This window comes from Vibrio sp. HDW18, from assembly GCF_011306175.1.
GTDB classification, from domain to species: domain Bacteria; phylum Pseudomonadota; class Gammaproteobacteria; order Enterobacterales; family Vibrionaceae; genus Vibrio; species Vibrio chanodichtyis.
In genome coordinates this window covers 1,897,369-1,914,896 of record NZ_CP049913.1, presented here as the reverse complement: position 1 = coordinate 1,914,896, position 17,528 = coordinate 1,897,369, and the positions used below count along the sequence as shown (strand labels likewise).

16 protein-coding genes are annotated in these 17,528 nt (G+C 48.4%); 1 reads left to right on the top strand and 15 read right to left on the bottom strand.

All coding sequences use genetic code 11. The features are described from left to right. Nucleotides 1-55: 55 nt before the first annotated feature. Together guaA and guaB are read right to left on the bottom strand one after the other, a co-directional pair. Complete coding sequence (gene guaA, locus G7083_RS09250; RefSeq protein ID WP_166014506.1) at nt 56-1,609, bottom strand: glutamine-hydrolyzing GMP synthase; 1,554 nt, start codon at nt 1,607-1,609, stop codon at nt 56-58. Nucleotides 1,610-1,746: 137 nt separating this feature from the next. Next, on the bottom strand, nt 1,747-3,210 hold the full coding sequence (gene guaB, locus G7083_RS09245; RefSeq protein WP_166014505.1) for an IMP dehydrogenase: 1,464 nt from the start codon (nt 3,208-3,210) through the stop codon (nt 1,747-1,749). Between the two features lie 207 nt (nt 3,211-3,417). Between guaB and xseA the strand changes: the two genes are divergently transcribed. Beyond that, nucleotides 3,418-4,758 (top strand): exodeoxyribonuclease VII large subunit, encoded by a 1,341-nt coding sequence (xseA, locus tag G7083_RS09240; RefSeq protein ID WP_166014504.1) that lies wholly within the window; start codon nt 3,418-3,420, stop codon nt 4,756-4,758. Here xseA and G7083_RS09235 read toward each other — a convergent pair. The 13 genes from G7083_RS09235 to fdx all read right to left on the bottom strand — a co-directional run bounded on the left by G7083_RS09235 (nt 4,733) and on the right by fdx (nt 17,525). Continuing rightward, entirely contained in the window at nt 4,733-4,972 is a 240-nt protein-coding gene (locus G7083_RS09235) for a zinc ribbon domain-containing protein (protein ID WP_166014503.1), read from the bottom strand. The two genes, xseA and G7083_RS09235, sit on opposite strands and share 26 nt — an antisense overlap. A gap of 305 nt (nt 4,973-5,277) precedes the next feature. Continuing rightward, nucleotides 5,278-6,162 carry an alanyl-tRNA editing protein gene (locus G7083_RS09230; protein ID WP_166014502.1) on the bottom strand — a complete coding sequence of 295 codons (885 nt, stop codon included), beginning with the start codon at nt 6,160-6,162 and terminating at the stop codon, nt 5,278-5,280. Nucleotides 6,163-6,216: 54 nt separating this feature from the next. After that, complete coding sequence (der, locus tag G7083_RS09225; protein WP_166014501.1) at nt 6,217-7,701, bottom strand: ribosome biogenesis GTPase Der; 1,485 nt, start codon at nt 7,699-7,701, stop codon at nt 6,217-6,219. A 253-nt stretch (nt 7,702-7,954) separates the two neighbouring features. Continuing rightward, complete coding sequence (gene bamB / locus G7083_RS09220) at nt 7,955-9,112, bottom strand: outer membrane protein assembly factor BamB (RefSeq protein ID WP_166014500.1); 1,158 nt, start codon at nt 9,110-9,112, stop codon at nt 7,955-7,957. 12 nt (nt 9,113-9,124) lie between these two features. Next, a complete protein-coding gene (locus G7083_RS09215; RefSeq protein ID WP_166014499.1) occupies nt 9,125-9,739 on the bottom strand; it encodes a YfgM family protein in 615 nt (204 codons plus the stop codon). 36 nt (nt 9,740-9,775) lie between these two features. After that, a complete protein-coding gene (hisS, locus tag G7083_RS09210) occupies nt 9,776-11,044 on the bottom strand; it encodes a histidine--tRNA ligase (RefSeq protein WP_166014498.1) in 1,269 nt (422 codons plus the stop codon). A gap of 25 nt (nt 11,045-11,069) precedes the next feature. Next, nucleotides 11,070-12,194, bottom strand: a complete 1,125-nt coding sequence (ispG, locus tag G7083_RS09205) for a flavodoxin-dependent (E)-4-hydroxy-3-methylbut-2-enyl-diphosphate synthase (RefSeq protein ID WP_166014497.1) — start codon at nt 12,192-12,194, stop codon at nt 11,070-11,072. A 9-nt stretch (nt 12,195-12,203) separates the two neighbouring features. Further along, nucleotides 12,204-13,205, bottom strand: coding sequence for a cytoskeleton protein RodZ (rodZ, locus tag G7083_RS09200; RefSeq protein WP_166014496.1), 1,002 nt, complete (start codon nt 13,203-13,205; stop codon nt 12,204-12,206). Between the two features lie 309 nt (nt 13,206-13,514). Further along, nucleotides 13,515-14,636, bottom strand: a complete 1,122-nt coding sequence (locus G7083_RS09195; protein ID WP_166014495.1) for a bifunctional tRNA (adenosine(37)-C2)-methyltransferase TrmG/ribosomal RNA large subunit methyltransferase RlmN — start codon at nt 14,634-14,636, stop codon at nt 13,515-13,517. Nucleotides 14,637-14,956: 320 nt separating this feature from the next. After that, complete coding sequence (ndk, locus tag G7083_RS09190) at nt 14,957-15,382, bottom strand: nucleoside-diphosphate kinase (protein ID WP_166014494.1); 426 nt, start codon at nt 15,380-15,382, stop codon at nt 14,957-14,959. Nucleotides 15,383-15,496: 114 nt separating this feature from the next. Next, a complete protein-coding gene (gene pepB, locus G7083_RS09185; protein WP_166014493.1) occupies nt 15,497-16,780 on the bottom strand; it encodes an aminopeptidase PepB in 1,284 nt (427 codons plus the stop codon). 164 nt (nt 16,781-16,944) lie between these two features. Then, nucleotides 16,945-17,139, bottom strand: coding sequence for a Fe-S cluster assembly protein IscX (gene iscX / locus G7083_RS09180; protein WP_166014492.1), 195 nt, complete (start codon nt 17,137-17,139; stop codon nt 16,945-16,947). 47 nt (nt 17,140-17,186) lie between these two features. After that, a complete protein-coding gene (fdx, locus tag G7083_RS09175; RefSeq protein ID WP_166014491.1) occupies nt 17,187-17,525 on the bottom strand; it encodes an ISC system 2Fe-2S type ferredoxin in 339 nt (112 codons plus the stop codon). Between the last annotated feature and the right edge of the window lie 3 nt (nt 17,526-17,528).

Genomic DNA, 17,528 nt, shown 5'->3' with positions numbered 1-17,528 from the left:
GCGGACTTAAGGTTGATTTGGTGCCTGTTAATGCCAGGCCTTTCTTAAAGGAGCATTATTCCCACTCAATGGTTGCTGGTGGCTTACCTGAGATGTCATACACCACACGAGAAATGCCATTCACTTCATTGATGATCCGGTTAGACACTTTGCCTAAGAACTCATATGGCAGATGCGCCCAGTGTGCGGTCATAAAGTCGATGGTTTCCACCGCGCGCAGTGAAACTACCCAATCGTACTTACGACCATCGCCCATTACGCCCACTGAGCGTACGGGTAGGAATACGGTAAAGGCTTGCGAAACCTTGTTGTACAGATCGGCGGCGTGCAGTTCTTCAATAAAGATCGCATCGGCACGACGCAGTAAATCACAGTACTCTTTCTTCACTTCACCCAGTACGCGCACGCCAAGGCCTGGTCCTGGGAACGGATGGCGGTACAGCATATTGTAAGGTAAGCCAAGCTCAAGGCCAATTTTACGCACTTCGTCTTTAAACAGTTCACGCAGTGGCTCAACCAGACCCATCTGCATATCATCTGGCAAACCGCCTACATTGTGGTGCGATTTGATCACATGCGCTTTACCGGTTTTAGACGCAGCCGATTCGATCACATCTGGGTAGATAGTACCTTGTGCCAACCATTTAGCATTTCTAAGTTTTTTCGACTGTTCATCAAACACTTCAACAAACACACGACCAATGGTTTTGCGTTTAGCTTCTGGCTCATCAATCCCTTCTAGCGCACTTAAGAAACGCTCTTCGGCATCGACTTTGATGATGTTGAGACCAAATTTGTCGCCAAACATATCCATTACTTGCTGGCCTTCATTTAAGCGCAACAAACCGTTGTCAACAAATACGCAAGTTAGGCGGTCACCAATCGCACGGTGTACCAACATCGCCACCACCGAAGAGTCAACACCGCCAGACAGGCCAAGGATCACTTCATCGTTACCGACTTGCCGTTTAATCCGTGCCACAGCATCTTCAATGATCGATTCCGAAGTCCACAGACGCTCACAACCACATACGCCCAGCACAAAGTTTTCCAGCATCTGTAAACCCTGTTTGGTATGGGTCACTTCAGGATGGAACTGCACGCCGTAGTATTTTTTCTCTTCATTGGCCATCGCAGCGTATGGGCAAGTATCGGTTTCGCCAATCTTGACAAAATCGGCCGGAATTTCGACCACTTTGTCACCGTGGCTCATCCAAACGTCTTGCGTCAGCTCAAGACCTTTAAACAGCGCGGATTCGCCAGCAATTTTCACTTGAGCATAACCAAACTCACGCTCATCAGACGTTGCCACACGGCCACCGAGCTGCTCAGCCATGGTCTGCATGCCGTAGCAAACACCAAACACTGGCACGCCACTGTCGAACACATATTGTGGGGCACGTGGCGAATTGGCTTCGGTCACGCTTTCTGGGCCACCAGAAAGAATAATGCCATCTGGATTGAATTCGCGAATATCCGCCTCTTCGACATCCCAGCTCCACAGCTCACAGTACACACCAATTTCGCGCACGCGACGGGCTACCAGTTGAGTATATTGCGATCCAAAATCGAGGATCAGAATTCGTTGGTCATGAATATTCTTAGTCATTATTTAGCAGTCTTATCAGCCGAGAATTAAATACAGGTAACAGTTAAAAGCAGGTGAGTCATCATATCGAATGATGAACGGAGGCGAGTCTACTCGCCTCACATTGACTCATCAAGCATTAAAGCAAACGTTTACGCTTAGCCCATACGGTAGTTGGGGGCTTCTTTGGTGATCTGCACATCGTGCACGTGTGACTCTTTCATACCCGCACCAGAGATACGCACAAATTGCGCTTTAGTGCGCAGATCTTCTACCGTCGCCGAACCAGTTAGGCCCATACAAGAGCGTAAGCCACCCATTTGTTGATGGATGATCTCTTTGAGTAGACCTTTGTAAGCGATACGGCCTTCAATGCCTTCTGGAACCAGCTTATCTGCGGCGTTGTCAGTTTGGAAGTAACGATCCGAGGAACCTTTTGACATCGCCCCCAGAGAGCCCATGCCACGGTAAGCTTTATAAGAGCGGCCTTGGAACAGGATCACTTCACCCGGCGCTTCTTCAGTACCAGCAAACATTGAACCCACCATCACGCAAGAAGCTCCTGCCGCAATCGCTTTGGAAATATCGCCCGAGAAGCGGATACCACCATCAGCAATCACTGGGATACCAAACTCTTGTGCCACGCCTGCGGCATCAGCAATCGCGGTCACTTGTGGTACACCGACACCGGTCACGATACGGGTAGTACAGATAGATCCAGGACCAATCCCCACTTTTACAGCACTCACGCCGGCTTCGATCAATGCACGAGCACCTTCAGCGGTGGCTACGTTACCACCGATGATTTCAAGGTGTGGATAAGCGGCACGAGTTTCGCGAATACGCTGTAAAACGCCTTCAGAGTGACCGTGTGAAGAGTCGATCAGCAGTACGTCAACGCCCGCTTCAACCAGCGCTTTAACCCGCTCTTCATTGCCAGGAGCCGCACCAACTGCCGCACCCACACGCAGACGGCCTTGCTCATCTTTACATGCGTTAGGTTTGCTTTCCGCTTTATGGAAGTCTTTCGCTGTGATCATGCCTTTGAGTAAAAACTCATCGTTGACCACCAGAATTTTCTCAACCCGCGCTTTGTGCATCTGTTCTTGCACTTCAGCGCCGGTCGCGCCCTCTTTAACGGTCGCGAGACGCTCTTTTGGCGTCATTACGGCAGCAACCGGTTTGGTCAGATCGGTAACAAAACGGACATCACGCCCAGTAATGATACCCACCAGTTCATTGTGTTCGGTCACGACAGGGAAACCAGCAAAACCGTGGCGATGAGTCAGTGCCATCACATCGGCAATGGTTTGCTCTGGGCGCACAGTGACAGGATGTGTCACCACTCCCGCTTCAAAGATTTTTACTTGGTGAACTTGAGCCGCTTGCTGTTCAATCGACATATTCTTGTGAATAAAGCCAATGCCGCCTTCTTGAGCCAGAGCGATCGCAAGACGTGCTTCCGTGACAGTATCCATCGACGCAGACACCATAGGAATGTTTAGCGCAATATTTTTGGTCAGCCGAGTGCGAAGATCAGCAGTATTAGGAAGAACGGTAGAATGAGCAGGAACGAGTAAAACGTCGTCAAAGGTTAGAGCTTCTTTTGCGATTCGTAGCATGTGCAATATCTCACAACAGGAGTGTTAAGAACGAAAACCCACTTTATCGTTTCGCGTAATAAAGGGATTTATATTTGATATTGCGGACGGATTATACGCCCGAGGCAATCGGTTGACTACACATTTATTCATTTTTTATTTGCATTTTACCCCTTGTTATGTATTATCTTGCGGCTAATTTCCATACCCACGTCTGGGAGATCAGCCTTGTCCTCTCCTGCTCGCAATCCAAGTATCTACACCGTTTCCCGTTTAAATGCTGAAGTCCGTTTGTTACTGGAAAATGAAATGGGCATCGTCTGGCTGATCGGGGAAATTTCTAACTTCTCTGCCCCTGTTTCAGGCCACTGGTACCTCACCCTCAAAGACAGCCAAGCGCAAGTTAAATGCGCGATGTTTAAGGGTAATAACCGTCTGGTCAATTTCAAGCCACAAAATGGCCAGCAAGTGTTAGTCAAAGCGCGACTCTCTTTGTATGAACCGCGTGGTGATTACCAAATCATCCTTGAAAGTATGCAACCAGAAGGCGACGGCCGTTTACAGCAGCAGTTTGAACAACTGAAGATGCAGCTGTCCGCAGAAGGGTTGTTCGCTCAAAGCCGTAAACAAGCATTACCAGAACATCCACGCTGTGTCGGGATCATCACCTCACGCACTGGCGCAGCACTGCACGATATTTTGCAAGTGCTCAAACGGCGCGATCCTCAGTTGCCGGTCGTCATTTATCCAACCTTAGTGCAAGGTGAAGAAGCCGCGCTACAGATTGCCCAAGCGATTGGTCGCGCCAACTCACGCGCCGAGTGTGATGTGTTGATTGTGGGCCGTGGTGGGGGCTCATTGGAAGATTTATGGTGTTTCAATCATGAAATCGTCGCGCGGACTATCGCTGCCAGTCACATTCCGATCATCAGTGCGGTCGGGCATGAAGTGGATGTCACGATTGCTGATTTTGTCGCCGACATGCGTGCCCCAACCCCTTCTGCGGCAGCAGAGCTGGTCAGCCGAGATCAACGCCATAAGCAGCAGTTACTTGTGCAATGGCCCGCCAAATTAGCAAGCGCAATGCGTCACTATTTGGCTCAGCAGCATACTCAGTTTACTCACTTACATCACCAACTGGATAAACAGCATCCTCAAGCACGCCTAGAGCGCCAACAGCAGCAATTAGATGAATTAAGCCTGCGGCTGACCCAAAAAATCCAGCACCGCTTGCATACTCAGCAGCAGCGCTGTGATCATTTACGCCACAAGATCCAACTGCATTCACCACTGCAACTTATCCACCAGCAGCGTTTTGATCTCCTCCAACAGCAGCAGCGTATTACTCAGTCCACTCAGCAGCATAGGATCCAAGCGCGCCACCAATTAGCTTTACTCAGTGAGAAATTGGACGCGGTAAGCCCACTGGCCACCTTAGCCCGTGGTTATTCGGTGACTCGTCAACTCAGCGGTGAATTAGTACGCGAATGCGCGCAAGTAAAAGCGGGTGACTGCTTGGTCACCCAGCTGCGAGATGGTGAAATCAGATCTGTGGTGAGTTCTGATTAATCGGTTGGAAGATAAAGCGAATTTTCGACTTCGATTTCAGCTCATTACACTGATTACAGAAATAATTAGCCGCACCACAAGCTTGTAGTTTTTGTAATTCACCCGCGCATTGTGGACAAAATCCCACGTTACGATAATCCTGAGTACAGGCAGTACAATGATACTGCCCTACCCATTCCAATTGCTGGCTGCACACCGGACATAGGTTGTCCATATAACGACTCCTGATCTTTTTGCATTACATCACATAATCTATCAATCAAAGATCATCCGCGATGATCTTTATCACGCCTGCGCCGTTGAACGCACAGCATTTAACCAATAACTGATACTCTTTTAAACAAGATCCTAAGCAGATCTTGTGCTCAAAAGGTTTTGATCAGCGATCAGCCCATAAAAGAACTTTTATATAACCACCCACCGAAAGCATAAGTTACATATCCTGCATTTCAATTTTAAACAGATTAAAACACTTAAGAAATCCAATTTATAGACAACAAACAGAATATAACAAAAAGATCATTCCCATTCTGCCGCTTGTACCTTCGTCACCGCAATAATATGTTGTTGATCGAGCGATTTAAGTGTCACTTGGATCGATCCTAGCGCCTTTAAACCATTGCTGTGCGTGCCGCCACAAGCAATTCTCGCGATCTGAGCTTCATGTAAGTCACACACCCAATAACGTGAATCGGTGAGCGTCGAGCCTGCGCATTCCAAGCCGATCGGACTGGCAAGTGCTAGCCATTCGACCAACTGCTGATTAGTTTTTTGTTCTATCAAATAGAGATCTCTTAGCACATCATCACTATTTAAACCGCGCTTACGCAGCGTTTTACCCAAACGATAGCTATCGGTTGAGCAATCTGGCGTGACATAGCTAGAAACTTGCGCATAGCTATTGAAATCAAAATAACCATGCGCATCTTTACGCTCGGCATCCTTGCGCCAATAGCTTTGCGCGAGCACTTTATTCAGCGCCAAGTAAGCCAAATGGCCAGCACTATGTCCGCGGCTTAAACTGGCTTGGTATGCTGCATCGACGATCAACTGAACATGATCACCCACTTGCAGCGCCGCCGAAACCACATCTAATCGATGTACCACCACAAACACCCAGCCGCTTTCGCTACGTTTGACTGGAATCTCCTCCCCGACATACAACCGACCTGATGCTTGCTCAATCGCACCGACTAAGCATTGGCTGAGCGGATACTCATCTCCCTGCCAAATCAGCAGACCGCGATCAGACGGATGATCAGGCCAAATATGGCTAACCGGATGAAACGGCGTGCAATACGTCACCACATCCACCCCAGCGGAATGGGGCTGACACAGCATGATTTGGCTATCCAGTGTGGTGATCCCTTGTGGGAAAGTCACTTCAGTCGCGAAGTAGGTCATAGCATCTCTCTCCTTCAGAGACAAAAAAGCCCAAGTAAACTTGGGCTATATTGATTATTTTCTGCGGTTTTTAACCATGCTCATCAAGCGCTTACGTTGCCGCTCTTGTGAAAGCGTCATTTTGTTGGTTTTACTTTCAAATGGGTTCTCACTGTTTTGGAACTGAATACGGATTGGCGTACCCATAATTTCCAACGCACGACGATAGTAGTTCATCAAATAACGCTTATAAGAATCCGGCAGTTCATTCACTTGGTTACCATGGATCACGATGATCGGCGGGTTGTAACCACCCGCATGGGCATATTTCAGTTTGACACGACGTCCACGCACCATCGGTGGCTGGTGATCATCGGTGGCCATTTTCATGATCCGAGTCAGAACCGAGGTGCCAACCCGAGTGGTTGCCGAGCGATAAGCTTCTTGCACCGATTCAAATAAGTGGCCGACACCAGTGCCATGTAGCGCTGAAATAAAGTGAATGCGGGCGAAATCAACAAAGCCGAGCCGACGATCCAGCTCTTTTTTCACCCGATCTTTAACTTCGGTATCTAAACCATCCCACTTGTTGACTGCAATCACAATCGAACGCCCTGAGTTAAGCGCAAAGCCAAGTAAGCTTAGGTCTTGATCTGAGATATTCTCACGCGCATCAACCACCATCAGCACCACGTTCGCATCTTCAATCGCTTGTAGGGTTTTCACTACCGAGAATTTTTCAACGGTTTCATTGATGCGCTTACGACGACGCACCCCAGCAGTATCAATCAGAACATATTCACGCTCATCACGTTTCATCGGAATGTAGATCGAGTCACGTGTGGTGCCCGGCATATCGTAAACCACCACTCGCTCTTCACCGAGGATCCGGTTAGTCAGCGTGGATTTACCCACATTCGGGCGGCCAATAATCGCCAGCTTAATCGGTAAGTCTTGTAGGCGCTTATATTCGGCTTCCGCTTCTTCTTCGCTGTACTCTAACTGCTCTTGTTCTGGCTCTTGCTCACCGGTTAAATCCACCAGTAAGGCTTGCTCAGCTTCCATCTGTTCTGCCAGTGGGTTTAACGCACGATCAATCAGCGCACCAACACCACGACCATGTGCCGCCGCAATTTGATACATTTGATCCATGCCTAACTGCCAAAACTCGGCACAAGCGGCATCACCATCAATACCATCCACTTTATTAACCACCAACACGGCGGTCTTTTCGATGCGGCGTAGGTGTTGAGCAATCGCTTCATCGGCCACGGTCAAACCGGCACGGCCATCGACCATAAACAGCACCACATCGGCTTCATCAATCGCCGCCAGTGACTGCGCGGCCATTTTGGTTTCAACCCCTTCCTCAGAGCCATCAATACCGCCGGTATCAATCACAATAAATTGGTGCTCACCCAACTTAGCTTGGCCATATTTACGGTCGCGGGTTAAACCGGGAAAATCTGCAACTAATGCATCCCGTGTGCGAGTGAGTCGATTAAACAGCGTCGATTTACCGACGTTAGGACGCCCAACAAGAGCAACAACAGGTACCATAACAACCTCTACAAAATGTCATTTTATGTAGTTATAGGTAAACACTCTGTCACAAGCGCTAAATTTTTACCTATAACCACTTTGAACTGTGCAACTGGAGATTAATCCAATCGAGATAACGGCCTTTCACTCTCAATTTTAGGCAACAAACCCTAAATGGGGAGTAATAAAAAGCCAGTCATAAAACGCCAGCAATAAAACGGCTCCTAACTGTTGCCAGCCAGGAGCCGTGTGTGAATCATATCACAGTTTACTATTGAATCGTCAGCTTCTTTAGCTGGCCATCACGCGTGACTATCACATAGCCATCATTTAATGCTAATGGCCCAACCGCAAAACCGCTGTTGTTGACCAGCTGCTGTGCGACAAATTCACCGCTATTACGATCCAGCCAGTGTAGATAACCTTGTCCATCACCGACCACGACATAGTCACCGATCATTTTTGGGGCAGTCAACAAACGGTGTTCAAGCTGGGCGTTACTCCACAGCTCGGTACCACTGCGCGTATCAACCGCCACGAGATGATCTTTATCGGTCACCAGATAGAGACGGCTACCATCGGTCGCCATATCGATGGTGGCAGAATAATTACGCTTCCAAATTGGCTGACCAGAGCGTAAATCTATCGCCATTAATTGGCCGTTAAATCCAACCGTAAATAGCGTACCACCAATCACTAATGGCGATGCATCGACATCGACTAAGCGATCAATTTCCGTCGCCCCTTTCGGCTGCCCGACCGGCTGTTGCCAAATCAGTTGACCACGCTCAGCAATCGCGGCGGCCAAGCGTCCACTTGGGGTTCCCCAAAATACCCCTCCCGCCACTGCGGTAGGCCGACTATCACCACGTAGAGTTAACGTCGGGACTTCGGTACTGATGGTCCATTTCTGGCTACCATCATCTTGCGCCAAAGCAATCAAGGTTCCACGGCTGGTATTGACGATCACCATATTGTTGTCGGCAACGGGCGCAGCAAGCACTTCGCCGTCAATCGCAGTGCTCCATAACGGTTCGCCACTCTCTGCATCTAACGCCGTCACCACGCCATTTTCACTACCGATAAATAACTTACCGAACGCCGCCGTCACCCCACCGGATAAACGAGCCGAACTGTCACCCTCGAGATCGGTGGTCCAAAGCGCTTTACCGGTTTGTGGGTCGAGCGCTTTGACAAGCCCATCACGACTGGCCACATACACTTTATCGTAAGCATAATCCGGAGCCAGTTTAGAGAAATAATGCCCAACACCATCGCCGATCGAAGCGCTCCACAGCGTTTTCGGAGTAAATGTACTTTTCAGCACCGGCAGTGGTGCCATGATCACGTTTTCTTCTTCACTAGCACAGCCAGCGAGCAGTGCTAACACGCCCACTGCGACCAGCGCTTGCTTGAACAACTTCTTCATCAGCGAGTGCCCTTACTTAGCGAGATCATCCAGTTTCATTTGCAATGTTTGGCTAGCATCTGTCGCTTGTTGCGCTTCAGTATAGGCCGCGTAAGCGCCAGTACTATCACCTTTACGCAGCAGAATATCACCACGCAGCTCTGCGACTCGTCCAGCCCAAGCAGACGCTTGAATGCTGCTTAGTTGAGCTAATGCTTCATCAAACTGTCCTTGCTCAGCTTGTACCCGTGCAACACGCAAGCTCAGCAATGGTTGTAGTGCCGGATCTTGCGTAGCACCTTTTGCCCACTCTAGCTGGGCGAGTGCTTCATCTAAGTGACCAGCTTCAACTTGCACTTTGGCCAACTGCATCGCGGCCAATACCGCGTATTCGGTTTTCGGATTAGCCTCAATAAAAGTTTGCAGCGTTGCTTCAGCTGCAACGCCACCTGCCAGCAGTGCATCAACCGCTTGGCTATAGCGGTGTGAAGCGGCTTCTTGTGCAGCAACCACGGTGTCTTGGTAATAACGCCAGCCAAATAAGCCGCCCAAACCGATCACCGCACCAAACATCACGGCTTTACCGTTCTCTTTCCACCAATCTTTGATCGCTTCAACTTGTTGTTCTTCAGTATCGTAGAGTTCCACTTCCTGTCCTCTTATTTAAAATCTGTCGCGGGAGAATTACACTAAATGGGCTAATAAGCTGGCCACTTGTGCCTGAGCAACAGTGCTCTGTTCGCCGCCGATTAAATCTTTAACCACTACAGTTTGAGCAGCCACTTCATCTTCGCCCAATACCAAGGCTATCGCTGCGCCAACTTTATCGGCACGTTTAAATTGCTTTTTAAAATTACCGCCACCAAAGTGGCTCATGATCCGTAGACCGGGTACTTGCTCACGCAACTGCTCTGCCAGTTTCATCCCAGCCAACAAAGTGCCTTCCCCCGCCGTTACCATATAGACATCGACACTACGGCGTACATCGGTATTACCTAGGGTTTCCATCATCAGCACTAAGCGCTCTAAACCCATAGCAAAACCGACCGCTGGCGTTGGTTTACCGCCAAGCTGCTCGACTAGACCATCGTAGCGACCACCGCCACATACGGTGCCTTGCGAACCCAGACTTTCAGTCACCCACTCAAACACGGTGCGATTGTAGTAGTCCAAACCACGCACTAAACGCTGATTAACCGTGTATTCGATACCTGCCGCATCGAGAAGTTCACACAGACCGGTGAAATGTTGTTTGGAATCAGCATCTAGGTAATCAGACAACTGTGGTGCATCACCTAAAATTGCTTGTACTTCTGGATTTTTTGAATCGAGCACGCGCAGTGGATTGGTGTACAGACGGCGCTGACAATCTTCATCTAACACACTTTGATACTGTTCAAGATATTCAATCAAAGCGGTACGGTAGTTAGCACGCGCCGCGAGCGAGCCAATCGAGTTAAGCTCTAGACGTACATGCTCAGCAATACCAAGCTCGCGCCATAGGCGCGCGGTCATCATGATCAATTCAGCATCCACATCTGGTCCTTCAAGGCCAAACACTTCGACACCACATTGGTGGAACTGACGATAACGACCTTTTTGTGGGCGTTCATGACGGAACATGGGGCCCATGTACCACAGGCGCTGTTCTTGGTTGTACAACAGACCATTTTCGATGCCAGAACGCACGCAACCTGCAGTGCCTTCAGGACGCAGACTTAAACTGTCACCATTGCGGTCTGCAAAGGTGTACATCTCTTTTTCGACCACATCAGTCACTTCACCGATCGCACGACTAAATAGATGAGTCATCTCAACAATCGGCATGCGCACTTCGCTGTAGCCATAAGCGCTGATCACATTTTTCACCGCACCTTCGACTTTTTGCCAAAGTGGCGATTGGGTTGGGAGACAATCGTTCATGCCTCGGATTGCTTGAATAGTTTTTGCCACAATGCTTACCGTTATATCGTTGAGATTAATCTTGTTCTACTTGCTTAATGTCGATGCGATTTTTTTGATCTAATTGCGCCGCTTTAGCACGAATACGTGCTTCCAATTGTGCAACGAGATCATCGTTATCCAATCGCTCTTTCAAACGCACGCCATCTTCATAGAACGCACTTTTCTTATTGCTGCCCGCTAACCCTAGATGAGAAACTTCAGCTTCACCAGGGCCATTGACCACACAGCCAATGATGGATACATCGATCGGGGTTAATACATCTTCCAAACGTTGTTCTAGTGCATTGACGGTACTGATCACATCAAATTCCTGACGCGAACAGCTTGGGCAGGCAATAAAGTTAATGCCACGCGAACGAATGCGCAGCGATTTTAAAATATCGAAACCAACTTTGATCTCTTCCACCGGATCAGCGGCTAGCGAAACACGCAGCGTATCACCTATCCCTTCGGCCAGCAGCATGCCGAGACCGACCGCCGATTTGACCGAACCAGCGCGAGCGCCACCCGCTTCGGTGATCCCCAAATGCAAAGGTTGATCGATCTTTTGAGCCAATAAGCGATAAGAGCCAACCGCCAAAAAAACATCAGAAGCTTTAACGCTGACTTTAAACTGATCAAAGTTGAGACGATCCAGAATATCCACATGGCGCATCGCCGATTCGACTAACGCTTCTGGAGTCGGTTCGCCATATTTAAGTTGCAGATCTTTTTCGAGTGAACCGCCATTCACTCCAATTCGAATTGGAATATTTTTATCACGCGCACAGTCAACCACCGAGCGGATCCGCGCTTCGTTGCCGATATTGCCTGGGTTAATGCGCAAACAATCAACGCCATATTCAGCGACTTTAAGTGCGATCCGGTAATCAAAATGGATATCGGCCACTAACGGAATCGAGACTTGCTGCTTGATCAGCTTGAAGGCTTCTGCGGCTTCCATGGTCGGAACCGAAACACGCACAATATCAGCCCCGACTTTTTGCAACGATTGAATTTGTGCAACCGTGGCAGCCACATCGGTGGTGCGAGTATTGGTCATTGATTGTACGGCGATGGGCGCACCATCACCAATAGGAACGCCGCCCACATAAATACGTGTTGAGCGGCGACGCTTAATAGGAGACTCATGTTGCATAGACATTTTCTACGGTAAGGTCAATCTTGCTACTTTGCCGGAAGTATACCCAGAAAGGTCGACCGGTTCACTGGCTAATGTGATCGAGACGCCTTCTGGAGCACCCAGTACCACGTTATAAGGACGCTGACCGGTTAAATTTAGGCTTTGGCCGGCTTTTTTTACCCCGTTGGAGAGGGTTTTTCCGGTAGCATCTTTGACTTGAATCCAGCAATCGGCGGAAAAATTAAGTACCAGTAAAGCCGATGGTTGAGCAGGGCTAGTTGACGCTACTTGACTGGGTACCGCGACAACAGCAGGAGCCGCTTGTGGCACAGTAACACTCACCACAGGATCAGTGCTGATCGTATTGGGTAGCACAGCAGAGGCATCGACCTCTGCTGCAGCATCACTTACTTCACTGACTTGCGGCTCTGCAATCGCCTCCTCACTCGGTGGCAAATTATCTTGCAGGTCATTCAGAGGAGGAACGCTAGCGAACTCTTGATTGGCAATACTCACCTCATCCAAATTGGAGGACTCAGATAACGTACTCATATTTGGTGGCGTTGATTCCGGAATAACGTTATTTTTCTGGCTATTTTGCCACCACCACAGCGAAGACATGCTAATAATCACCGCAAAAATCACCCAAGTAATCAGCATAATGCGGCTATCATGCAATTGGCGATTGGTTTTCTTAGAAAAGCTTTTCATATCCGGCTGGGTAGCCACTGGTGCTTGCCCATAACACTCATCAAAAGCACACAGAACTTCCGCCTCACTCATGCCAACAGCTTTGGCGTAAGAGCGCAGATAACCACGCGTAAAAGTGGCCACCAGCCCATCTTCGAAGCTATTTTCTTCAATCCGTTCGATTAAAGAAACGCGCAATCTGAGCCGATCGGCAATTTGACGCTGAGTGAGACCTAATTCTTGGCGTTTTTGCTTAAGTAACGTGCCTGGCGGTACTTTTTCAATGCTTGGTTGTGCCGTTTCCGGTTGGTGATCATCGTGGTGTTGAGTAGTCATCCGTAATCTTCATCTCTTTATCTGGATTAAACGGTGCATCAGTCACTTTTATGGTTGATTATCGGTAGTGTTCAGACGCGTTTGCTTAATCGGTGCAATGGGTTAGCGCTTGGCTAAAGTGGCTCAAATCAACTTTGAGGAATGAGGCCCATTCTAATAGATATTGTTGACTAAACAATAAAGAAATGGTCAATAAATCACAGTTAGTTCAAGGTTTTTGTTGGATTTGACCATTAAAAGCAGCACTTTTGGGTGATATACAATAAAAATCAAGCCAGAGACCTGCTCTGGCTTGATTAAATCGACGGATTAAAGATTTTTTATCGCGATGCTTTGTTCAGCAAGCGGTTTGGTTTTTGTACGCTTAGTGCGGTCAATCACATCACCGACCAACTGGCCACACGCAGCGTCAATGTCATCTCCACGTGTTTTGCGGATCGTTACTGTGTGCTCATACTGCATTAAAGTCTTTTGGAAGCGATCGATACGGGAATTACTCGGTTTCTGGTAAGGCGAGCCCGGATAAGGGTTGAACGGGATCAGGTTAATCTTACACGGGGTACCTTTCATTAATTCGGCCAGTTCATGAGCATGCTCGGTGCCATCGTTGACATGATCCAGCAATACATACTCCACCGTTACCTTACCGCGGTTGGCATTCGATGAAGCAATATAACGACGCACGGTGGCCAAGAACTCTTGGATATTCCAACGATCGTTGATCGGCATGATTTGGCTACGTAACTGATCATTCGGCGCATGCAACGAAATGGCCAGTGCCACATCGATTTGACCAATCATCTGTTCAAGACCAGAAACCACTCCTGAAGTGGAAACCGTTACCCGACGCTTAGACAGACCAAAGCCGAGATCATCGAGCATAATTTCAAGCGCTGGGATCAAGTTTTTCATATTCAGCAACGGCTCACCCATGCCCATCATCACCACGTTAGTGATCGGACGACGGCCGGTCTCTTTTTCTAAGCCAATTTCACGCGCTGCACGCCATACTTGACCAATAATTTCCGACACGCGCAGATTACGGTTAAAACCTTGCTGCGCGGTTGAACAGAATTTGCACTCTAATGCACAACCTACTTGGGAAGAGACACATAACGTTGCGCGATCTTCTTCTGGGATATACACGGTTTCGACATCTTGATCACCGACACGCATCGCCCACTTAATCGTGCCATCGGCAGAGTGCTGTGCCGCTGAAACATAAGGTGCACGGATCTCACACTGCGCTTTGAGCTTCTCGCGCAGTTGCTTGTTGATATTGTTCATTTGATCGAAGTCATCACAACCAAAGTGATAAATCCACTTCATGACCTGCTCGGCGCGAAACGCTTTTTCACCCAATTGTTCGGCAAAAAATGTGCGCAAACCTTGGCGGTCAAAATCGAGTAGATTGACTTTTTCTGTGGTCATGGTGCCTCTCAGACAGACGGAACAGTAATTAAGGGCGCGAATTGTACAGCCTTTATGCAATGACAACAAGGGTCACAACGGTACGGCTAATCAAGCATCAGAGTGGGGATAGATCAGCGAGAATCTCGGTTAGACTCCAAACTGCGAGCCTAACCGCCGGCAACTCAGCCAGCGATAAGTTAACGTATATACCCAAACAACGTGGAGTTACAGGTATGCGGCAAGTGAGTGAGTCCCCATGAGCATAGACAAACTATGTGATTGGGGTAAACGAACCTAGCCAACACCGCTGCAGCTTCAAGTAGGAAGGGGATAATAAGTTAGCGTGGGCAGATTTCTGCCTCAGGAAAGAAAAATTCAATTTCACGCGCTGCCGATGCTGGACTGTCACTACCATGCACTGAGTTATAACGCATACTCAAAGCATAATCGGCACGTAAAGTTCCACAGGCGGCCTGCTCTGGATTGGTTTTACCCATCAGTTCACGATAACGAGTGATAGCATTTTCACCTTGTAAAACTTGCACCATAATTGGCCCTGATGTCATAAATTTTTTCAGCTCAGGGAAAAATTCTTTACCCTCATGCTCTGCGTAAAAACCGCTCGCTTGCTGTTCATTCAGGTGCACCATTTTGGCCGCCACAATCTGTAATCCAGCTTTTTCAATACGATGATAGATTTCACCAATCAGGTTACGCTGTACTGCATCTGGTTTGATGATCGAAAATGTTCTTTCTAGAGCCATAAAATGTCCTTTTGTTTGTTGTGATGATTGTGGGTTGACTGCAATTGTTTGGCTGCGATAATTTGCCAAGCAATGAAACTAGGGCAGCGTAATGCGCTGCCCTTAACATGATACTTATTGCATCAGAACCCGCGCGAGCATTTTCACACCCATGCCTGTAGCACCCGCCGCCCATTTATCGCTGGCTGATTTGCGGTAAGTGGCCGAGCAGTCAAAGTGCAGCCAACCTTGTTGATAGTTTGGCACAAAGTAAGATAAAAATGCCGCTGCAGTACTCGCACCTGGCGTGTAATCGCCACTGCTGATGTTAGACAGATCCGCAAAGTTTGATGGCAGCATCTCACGATGAAACTCCGCCAGTGGCAGTGCCCACAAGGCTTCATTCTCTTGTTTCGCCGCGATTAAAGCTTGTTGGCTCAGAGATTCATCAAATGAAAGTAACGCGTGGTAATCGTTACCCAAAGCATTTTTGGCCGCGCCAGTTAATGTCGCGCAATCGATGATCAGTTGTGGTTGTTGCTCACTGGCGTACAGCAGACCATCAGCCAGTACTAGGCGCCCTTCCGCATCGGTGTTGAGGATCTCAACCGTTTTGCCATTTTTGTAGGTGATGATATCGCCCAGTTTTAAAGCGCGACCTGACACCATGTTTTCCGCACAACATAAAATCAGTTTTACCCGCTTATTTAAACCACGCAGCATGGCTAAGCCTAACGCGCCAGTGATCATTGCCGCGCCGCCCATATCAGATTTCATGGCTGACATCATATTGGAAGGTTTGAGGCTGTAACCGCCCGAATCAAAAGTAATGCCTTTGCCGACTAAACAAGCAAAGACTGGTGCATTCTCATCGCCGGTTGGGTTATAGTCGAGTTGCAACATGACGGAAGAACGTTCTGAGCCGCGCCCAACCGCGTAGATCCCCTCCCACCCTTCGGTGAGTAAATCTTTATCTTTCACAATGCGATAAGTCACACGCTCAGGAGCCAGTGATTTAATAAACTCACCGGCCATGGTTGCTAACTGGCGTGGCGCCACGTCTTCTGCGCTTTTATTAATAATGTCGCGCGTCCAATCGGTGGTTTTAATCCGCGCTTCAAGCTCAGCTTGTTCGGTTGGAGCTAGTGCTGCCCATTCAAGGGTATTGCGTTTTTTCGCTTCACGATAACCTTGGTAGAAAGCCCAAATCGTTTCCAGTTGCCAGCCTTCACCAGCTAATACTAGGCTACGGATCGCTTGATTATCTAATTTACGTGCCGCGCGCTGGATCGCACCCAGATCTTGCGCTTGGGTGACGTGAATGGTTGCCCCTTGCTCGGCAAAAGAAATCAGCGCCTTTTCTCCCCACTGAGGCTGGGCAGCTTGCGTACTCAAAAATACAGACATCGATGTAGACATGGTTTCTCCTTGCCTTAAATATTGGCTTTATTTATGCCGTCTCATTAATTGACCAAGATGTTAACATTTTGACGCGTTAAAGTATCAATCGAATAAAAAAACGGACTCAATGGCCCGTTTTTTTTGATCAAAATTGTTAACCAAATGCAGTTTTTAGCGACAACTTACTCAAATTCATCCATCCAACATAAGATCACCGCTTCAAGAATTTTTTCATTGGAGTGATTCGGCTGATCGGCAAAATCGTCCAGCTCCATAATCCAACGATGCAGATCGGTAAAACGAACCGTTTTAGGATCAAGCTCAGGAAACTTGTCACACAATGCGATGGCGAGCTCGCGCGAATCTGTCCATTTCATGGTTAACCTTCCTATTGGTGGAACCTCGCGAACCGCGAGGTTAACAATTAATGCTCTTCGCTCGCGTGGTTGAGGGTGTATTTCGGGATCTCAACCACGAGATCTTCATCCGCTACGCGAGCCTGACAACTGAGGCGAGATTCTGGTTCCAGCCCCCAGGCTTTATCCAGCATATCGTCTTCCAGTTCATCACTCTCTTGCAGTGAATCAAAACCTTCACGAACAATACAGTGGCAAGTGGTACAAGCACACGATTTTTCACACGCATGCTCAATGGCAATACCATGTTTTAGGGCTACATCAAGAATCGTTTCCCCACTTTGCGCTTCTAAAACTGCGCCTTCAGGACAAAGGGTTTCATGAGGCAAAACAATAATTTTAGGCATGTT

What these genes read in the sequence shown, in the direction of transcription:
- guaB (WP_166014505.1), bottom strand. Translation starts at nt 3,210, where the DNA reads ATGCTACGAATCGCAAAAGAAGCTCTAACCTTTGACGACGTTTTACTC.
- G7083_RS09235 (WP_166014503.1), bottom strand. Translation starts at nt 4,972, where the DNA reads ATGGACAACCTATGTCCGGTGTGCAGCCAGCAATTGGAATGGGTAGGG.
- bamB (WP_166014500.1), bottom strand. Translation starts at nt 9,112, where the DNA reads ATGAAGAAGTTGTTCAAGCAAGCGCTGGTCGCAGTGGGCGTGTTAGCA.
- fdx (WP_166014491.1), bottom strand. Translation starts at nt 17,525, where the DNA reads ATGCCTAAAATTATTGTTTTGCCTCATGAAACCCTTTGTCCTGAAGGC.
- ndk (WP_166014494.1), bottom strand. Translation starts at nt 15,382, where the DNA reads ATGGCTCTAGAAAGAACATTTTCGATCATCAAACCAGATGCAGTACAG.
- iscX (WP_166014492.1), bottom strand. Translation starts at nt 17,139, where the DNA reads ATGAAATGGACAGATTCGCGCGAGCTCGCCATCGCATTGTGTGACAAG.
- G7083_RS09195 (WP_166014495.1), bottom strand. Translation starts at nt 14,636, where the DNA reads ATGACCACAGAAAAAGTCAATCTACTCGATTTTGACCGCCAAGGTTTG.
- der (WP_166014501.1), bottom strand. Translation starts at nt 7,701, where the DNA reads ATGGTACCTGTTGTTGCTCTTGTTGGGCGTCCTAACGTCGGTAAATCG.
- G7083_RS09230 (WP_166014502.1), bottom strand. Translation starts at nt 6,162, where the DNA reads ATGACCTACTTCGCGACTGAAGTGACTTTCCCACAAGGGATCACCACA.
- ispG (WP_166014497.1), bottom strand. Translation starts at nt 12,194, where the DNA reads ATGCAACATGAGTCTCCTATTAAGCGTCGCCGCTCAACACGTATTTAT.
- rodZ (WP_166014496.1), bottom strand. Translation starts at nt 13,205, where the DNA reads ATGACTACTCAACACCACGATGATCACCAACCGGAAACGGCACAACCA.
- pepB (WP_166014493.1), bottom strand. Translation starts at nt 16,780, where the DNA reads ATGTCTACATCGATGTCTGTATTTTTGAGTACGCAAGCTGCCCAGCCT.
- guaA (WP_166014506.1), bottom strand. Translation starts at nt 1,609, where the DNA reads ATGACTAAGAATATTCATGACCAACGAATTCTGATCCTCGATTTTGGA.